A 6,882-nucleotide genomic window follows, 5' to 3' on the forward strand; every position below is an offset into this window, starting at 1 on the left:
GGGTGGCGGTGGTGGTGACCCGGTGTGCGAGATGCAGGAGTGTTCGGAGGACAGGCACTGTGTCTGCAATGGGCGTCCGGGCTCCTGCGGGCCCGACTTCCTCTGTTACTACTGAGGTCCACTGACCCGCTGGAGCGGGCGAGGACAGCGGACACCCCGGACGGACGTCAGCGCGTCACGTCCGGGGCCCCGCCTGTCGAGCTCCCGCTACGGCGTCGCGGTGCGCGTGCCGGTGAACTCGATGCGGCGCACCTCTCCGCCTCCGGCGTACGTCGTGTAGTAGAGCGCCTGGCGCGTGCCCGACGGGCCGAAGCGCAGCGTCACCGCGGAGCCGGAGCCCAGGCCCGTGGCGAACGCGTCCACCGTCACCGCGCCGCCCGCGCCGCGCACCAGCTTGAACACCTTCCCGCAGATGTAATCACTGAAGAAGTACGCGTTGTCGTCCGCGTTCGCCCACGCTCCCGGCGGCGCGAAGGCCCCTCCCGTGATGGAGTTGCAGTTCTGGAACGGCGAGCCCGTGGGGTTGGTGCCACGCTTGTAATCGAAGATGGGGTTCGTCATCCCCACCGGAGGCGCGCCGCAGTTGGTGGTGGAGTTGTTCGCGCAGTGCCCCTCGCGCGTGTTCCAGCCGTAGTCCGCGCCCTTGATGCCCTCGTCAATCTCCTCCCACACGCTCTGGCCCACGTCGTTGATGAAGAACGTGCTGGTGCCCGGCTGGAAGGCGAAGCGGAACGGGTTGCGCAGGCCCGTGGCGTAGTTCTCCTGGCACGGCCCCGTGCCCGTCGGCACCCCCGCGGGATTGCCACAGCGCCGGCTGCCCGACACCGCGTACCAGGGGTTGTCCGTGGGCACGGTGCCATCCTTGCGGATGCGCAGCATCTTCCCGAGCAGCACGTCCAGCCTGCGCGCCGTGGTGTTCTGTCCCCCGCAGCGGCTCGGGTCCCCGAGCTGACAGCCGCCGTCGCCCACGCTGATGTAGAGCAGCCCGTCCGGGCCGAAGTGCAAGTCACCGCCGTTGTGATTGCCGCCCGGGGACGGGATGTTGTCGAGCAGCACCACCTCGCTCGACGGGCTCACCACGTTCGTGCTCGGCAGCGTGAAGCGCGACACGCGGTTCACCGCCACGTTGGCGATGTTCGTCGTGCACGTGTTGAACTTGTTGAACGTGTAATAGAGGAAGATGTGCCCGGTGGTGGCGAAGTCCGGGTCCACCGCCACGCCCAACAGGCCGCGCTCCGAGTTGGTGCACAGCACCGCGGAGAGGTTCAACGCCGGCGTCGGCAGCAGCACGCCCCCGCTGAACACCCGCAGCTGCCCCGTCTGCGTGGTGATGAGCAGCCGCCCATCCGGCGTGAAGGCCAGCGCCGTGGGCCGGGCGACGGCCGTCACCTGCGCGTCCGTGTACGACGGCGGCAGGGTGATGGCCGCGCTGGAGGTCTCCAGGCCCTCCGGGGGCGGAGACTCTCCCGACGCGGGCTCCGGCGCGCAGGCCGGGGCCACGAGGAACAAGGACAGCAACACCGCGAAACGACAGGACCCAGGTGTCATGGTGCACTCCTGAAGGAGGGGGATGAGGCACCTGGGTTTTGCTGTTTAATCTTGATTTTCGCGAATCTGAACGGCGCCCCTGTCGAGGGGTGAACGCTGGGGGTGGGGCTCCCGGGAAGGCGGGCCCCGCGCCAGGGCTTCAGCGCCGACGGTCGCCGTCTCCCCACCCGCCGCCGCGTCCGCCGCGGTGGCGGTCGCCGCCGCGGACGGGCGTGGCCTCGTGGCCGCGGGGCGAGGAGCGGTGGCTGGGGGCGCGCCAGCGCTCGTGGCGCTCGGGCCCGCGGTGGTGGCTCTTCCAGCGGTCATCGCGGCCGCGCCACGAGTCGTCGCGGCGGTGGTAGCCAGGGCGGCCGTGGCCCGGCGAGGCGCGGTGGTAGTAGGTCGGCGAGCGCCAGACGCGGTCATGCCGGTAGTAGTGGCCGGAGGCGCGCCACGGGCGGTGGTAGTAGTAGCGGACGGCCGGCGCGCGGTACCACGTGTGCGCGAAGTAGTTGGGGTGGCCCCAGCGCACGGAGACGCGGGCGTGGCGGAAGACGGGCACGGTGACGTGCAGCGAGCCGCGCGGCGCCCAGCCTCCGCTGACGAAGTGCCAGGTCAGGCCGCGCTGCACCCAGCGGGGCGACACGAAGACCAGGCCCGCGCGCGGTGGAGCGGCCCACGTGCCATCCACCCAGTCCCAGTTGTGGCCGGACCAGTACCAGTAGCCGGGCTCCCAGGTGAGGTTGGCGGAGGGCGCGGCCGGACGGACCTCCTGGCGCGGCGCGGGAGGCGCCTGCTGCACGGTGAGGGCCTCGGAGGACACGGCGATGGGAATCTCCACCTCGGTGGTGCCCCGCCGCGCCCAGCCGCCGGAGACCCAGTACCAGGCGCCCCGGTCCTCCTCCCAGTAGCCGTTCACGAACTGGTAGCCATCCATGGGGGCCAGCCACGTGCCCGGGTTGAAGCGCCACTCGTCGCCGTCCCAGTACCAGTGCCCGGAGGCCCACACGGCGCCGGCATAGGGCCTGCGCGAGGGCTGCTCGGTGGGCAGCGCCGGAGGAGGCTGGGGCGCCATGGGGGCAATCTCCTCGTCGGAGTCTTCGTCGAACTCGCCTTCGCCGTACTCGCGGCCGTCATACGAGGGGTCCGCGGCGGGCACTGGCGTCGTCTGCGCCTGAACCACCGGGGCCGACAGCAGGGCCACCATCCAGAGCCAGCTTCGAGGACTCATGACGTCGTCTCCAGGTTGAGAATCCAGCGCCCCGTGCAAGGGGCACCTCACGCCCCATGGACGCGTGAGGGGCGCCCGTATTCAACCCGGGAGCCCCTCGGGGGTCGACCCGTCTCGCTGGGAGAGCGGGCGGACAGGCGGGCGGGCTACTGCTTCACCAGGAACATCTCCCGCGTCTGGATGAGGTCCACGTCCCCGGTGAAGCCGGCGAACTGCTCGTACTGGCGGGGCGCGACGCGCGCGCGGGGCAGCCGCAGCGACTCGGTGATGGTGAGCGTGGCGCCCTCCTGCTTCTCCGTGCGGGTGAACTGGCCGAAGGGGTTCTTCACGTCGATGGGGGGCTGCGGGTCGGGCAGCTTCCAGCCCGGGGGCAAGGACAGCGTCACCTGCGTGCTGCTGGCCTCGGTGTTGTCGATGTAGAGCGGCGTGCGGCGGCTGCTCAGCTGCACGTAGCGGCGGCCCAGCTGCGCGGGGAAGGTGAGGGGCCCCAGCGCCATGCGGTTGCCACCCTCCAGCCGTCCGAAGCGCGGCACGGTGAACTCGTAGCGCAGCACGAAGGGCGCGCCCACCTGGTCCTGGTGGTCCAGCGTGACGCTGGAGAGCGCCGCGCCGCCGAAGTAGCGCGCCACCGCGCCCTGGAGCGCCTGGTTGCGGCTCTCCGCCGACAGCTGGTTGAAGGCCTCCGCCAGCTGCGCCGCCTCGAAGCCCGTGTACGTCTCCTCGCCCTTGCCGGTCAGCTTCCCGTCGGCGTCGAGCGAGAGCGTCAGGCGCACCTGCTTGCCCGTGGACTGCTTGGTCGCGGGCGTCTTCACCACCTCCAGCTTCCTGCCCGGCTCCGGCAAGAGGTACGCCGTCAGCTCGCCCATGGCGAACTCCGGCAGCTCACCGAAGGGCCCGTAGCGCACCGACGTGTCCACCCACACCGGCTCGCTCCCCGGCACCTCCACGCGCAGGGCGGCGTAGGGCAGCAGGCTGTCGTTGGGGAACAGGTACTCGGCCGGGTCCACGTTGAAGGTGCGCACCGCCGCCACGCGCGAGGGGATGCCCAGCTCCTCCAGGCCCGCCTTGAGCACCGTCAGCCGGCTGCCCCGGTCCTGCGCCACCGTGGACGCCGCGGACTGGCCCAGCCCGTTGTCCCGTCCGGAGAAGCGCTGCATCACCGCCGCGTGCAGCGCCTTCACCGCCTCCAGGCCCTCCTTGCCCTGGGTGGCCTCGCGGGTGAAGCGGACGACCTCCGCGGTGCGCGCCCAGCGCTCCTGGAACGCGTCGCCGTAGATGCGCGCCAGGCTGTCGTTGCCCGTGGCGCCCGCGCCCACCATGACGAAGGGCAGGTACTCGTTGCCGGAGGGCGGCGCGTCCGGCTCGGGGATGAACGGCGGCACGCGGCGCGCCTCGTAGTGGAAGACCTCCTCGTCTCCCTTCACCGTGGGCTGGGGCGCCTTCATCCCGTGCGCGTCCACCTTCATGCCCGTGCCCTTGGGCGCGGCCACCGTGTACGTGGTCCACGCGTTGGGCTGGTTGGCGATCTGGAAGTAGAACGCGGACGCGGTGAAGCCCGGCTGCGCGGGGCCGCGCGGGCTCTCCGCCAGCAGGTACTCCACCTGCACGCTGTCCCCCACCTGCACGCCGGGCAGGCTCACCGTGTCCTTGCCCTCGATGTTCTCCGGCTCGAGCACGCGCCCGTCCGCCTTGAGCGTGCGCAGCGCCAGCACCTGCGCGCCGCGGGGCACGTTGACCTCCGCGATCTCCTGCACGCCCGACTGCTCCAGCGCCTTCTGGATGGTGTGGATGCGGTTGACGATGCTGCCGTCCGGGTACACGCGCACCGCCGCGGCATCCAGGACGAACACCGCCGCGCCGCCGGTCACGGGCTCCGCGTCGTAGGCGCGCAGCGCCTGCTGCCCGTCGATGGCGAACTCCTGCAGCAGCTCCTTGCCCGTCTTCGCGCGCTCCACCGCGCGGCGCAGCGACAAATCGTCCCCCGCGAGCGCCAGCGCCTTCTCGCGCAGCGCGAGCGCCTCCGCGCCCTTGCCCGAGTACTCGCGCACGTCCGCCATGCGCTTGAGCAGCTCCGTGTTGCGCGGCCACGTCACCGCCAGCTTCTCCAGCACGGCGATGGCGTCGTCATGGCGACGCAGGCCCACGTAGAGGGTCGAAAGCGACGTGCCCGCGCTCACGCTCGTCGGGTCCCGGGCGAGCAGCTGCGCGTACTCGCGCGCGGCGGCCTCCAGGTCCCCCCGCGTGCGCGCGTGGTCCGCCCGCCGCGCCGCGACGCCGGGGCAGTCCTTCTGTGCCTCCACCAGCGTGTTGGAGCGCTCCACCGCGTCGCGCCGCCGCGCCAGGTTGTACTGGAGCCCCAGCGCCTCACACAGCCGCGGCTGGAGCTGCAGCGCCGCGGCCAGCGACTCCTCCGCCAGCGCGTCCACGTCCAGCGTGAGCGCCGCGCGCGCGCGCATCAGGAACAGCGGGAAGCCCGGAGGCTGCACCGCCTCGCTCGCCGTCTTCAGGGTCTCCAGCGCGCTCGCCGCCTGCCCGTCGTCCATGAACAGGTCCGCGCGCAGGAGCAGCGCGGCCACGTGGGTGGGGTCCTTGGACAAGAGCGCTTCCAAATCCCTCGTGGCCCGGCCGCGCGCCACCTTGGAGGGCACCGTCCGGTCCGCCGCGGCCACCTCCGCGCGCAGGGCCAGCAGCGCGGGCGTCGTCGCGTCCACGTCCGACATCAGCCGCCGGGCGCCGTCCGCGTCGCGCGCCAGGCCGTCACGCGCCGCGAGGAACGTGGAGAGCAGCTCCCCCGCCTCGCCCGAGAGCGCGTCCTTGATGGACTTCGCGGTGGGGTACACGCCCTTCGCGTCGGCCAGCGAGGGGGCGCTGCCCCACGTCGCGGGCGCCGGTCCGGTGGCCGCGGTGAAGCGCACGTTGGCGGGCTGGCCGTCCTCGCGCAGCAGCGAGAACGACAGCACGCCGGAGGTGCCGCCCTTGAGCTGACGGACGATGATGCGGTGCTTGCCCGCCGACAGCTTCACGGCGCGGCTGGTGACGGTGGAGGTGGCCTGCGTCCACGCGGCGCGCTCCAGCACCAGCGTGCCGTCCACCACCACCTGGTGCGACGCGGCGCTCACCGAGCGCGCCACGTAGGTCGCCCCTTGCGGCACCTCCGCGTCGAAGGCCATGAGGTACACGTCGCCCTCGCCCGGCTCGCCGCCCAAATCCAGCCGGCCGTCCGGCGCCAGCAGCTTGCGCGGGGGGAGCGCCCCGAAGGCGCCGGTGAACGGGCCCGTGAGCGAGCCGCCCTGGCCGGTGGGCCATGCCTCGTCCCACGACAGGACATGGAAGGCGGAGAAGGGCCCCACGAGCGTCGCCTCGGACACGCCGCCCAGCTCCCGCAGCACCGCGTCGCGCGTCTTCGAATCTCCGCGGGTCACCGCGACCGACAGCTGGGCGCCGCGCAGCAGGTACGCCGTCTCGCCCGCCGCGCCCGCCGCGAGCGCCTTCTGCGAAGCCTGGAGGATGGCCTCATCCAGGGGCGGCGCGGTGCCCACGGTGTCCAGCGCGTAGCGCGCGCCGATGAGCGCCAGCGGGTGCGTGGGCGCGCGCGTCACCACCTCCAGCGCGGCGACGAGCGCCCGGTCCGGCCGCCCCGCGCGGCGCGCGAGCAGGTGCTGGCCGATGAGGGCGTAGGGGTCCGCCGGGTCCTTCGCCACGGCCGCGTCGAAGCGCTGCTGCGCCGCCGCCGCGTCGCCTTCCATCAGGTACGCGTGGAAGCCGGCGAAGGCGAGCGTGCGCGCCTCGTCCGTGCCGGAGCGCGCCTTCTCCGCGGCGCTCTCCAGCACGCGCGGCGCGACGCTGGGGGTGGGGGAGTGGGAGCAGCCCGTGAGGCCGGCGACGAGTGCGAACGCGGTCAGGCCGCGGCGGAAGGTGCGCATAGGAGTGCCGAGGGATAATGCAATCCCCCGTCACTGGCCATATTCCCCTGCGGAACTCTGTCGCCTTCGTGCCCGTCTAGCGGCGCTTGCCGTTCTTGGGCGCGGGCTTGACGGGCTGCTTCTTGGGGGGCGGAGGAGGCGCCTTCTTCGGCACCACCGCCTTGGCCGGCACCGCCGCGGCCACCTTCGGCGGGGCCGGGG

3 protein-coding genes are annotated in these 6,882 nt (G+C 72.7%); all 3 read right to left on the minus strand.

The window, feature by feature from the left end; translation table 11 throughout:
- Window positions 1–207: 207 nt before the first annotated feature.
- Window positions 208–1,548 carry a sorbosone dehydrogenase family protein gene (locus tag FL311_RS39485; protein WP_228557388.1) on the minus strand — a complete coding sequence of 447 codons (1,341 nt, stop codon included), beginning with the start codon at window positions 1,546–1,548 and terminating at the stop codon, window positions 208–210.
- A gap of 139 nt (window positions 1,549–1,687) precedes the next feature.
- Window positions 1,688–2,758 (minus strand): YXWGXW repeat-containing protein, encoded by a 1,071-nt coding sequence (locus FL311_RS39490; protein ID WP_141332810.1) that lies wholly within the window; start codon window positions 2,756–2,758, stop codon window positions 1,688–1,690.
- Between the two features lie 146 nt (window positions 2,759–2,904).
- Complete coding sequence (locus FL311_RS39495) at window positions 2,905–6,681, minus strand: DUF3858 domain-containing protein (protein WP_141332811.1); 3,777 nt, start codon at window positions 6,679–6,681, stop codon at window positions 2,905–2,907.
- Between the last annotated feature and the right edge of the window lie 201 nt (window positions 6,682–6,882).

Origin of the sequence: Myxococcus sp. AB025B (assembly GCF_006518215.1) — a bacterium.
GTDB lineage: Bacteria > Myxococcota > Myxococcia > Myxococcales > Myxococcaceae > Myxococcus > Myxococcus fulvus.

Coding starts and splice junctions, on each gene's coding strand:
- FL311_RS39495 (WP_141332811.1), bottom strand. CDS start 6,681: ATGCGCACCTTCCGCCGCGGCCTGACCGCGTTCGCACTCGTCGCCGGC.
- FL311_RS39490 (WP_141332810.1), bottom strand. CDS start 2,758: ATGAGTCCTCGAAGCTGGCTCTGGATGGTGGCCCTGCTGTCGGCCCCG.
- FL311_RS39485 (WP_228557388.1), bottom strand. CDS start 1,548: ATGACACCTGGGTCCTGTCGTTTCGCGGTGTTGCTGTCCTTGTTCCTC.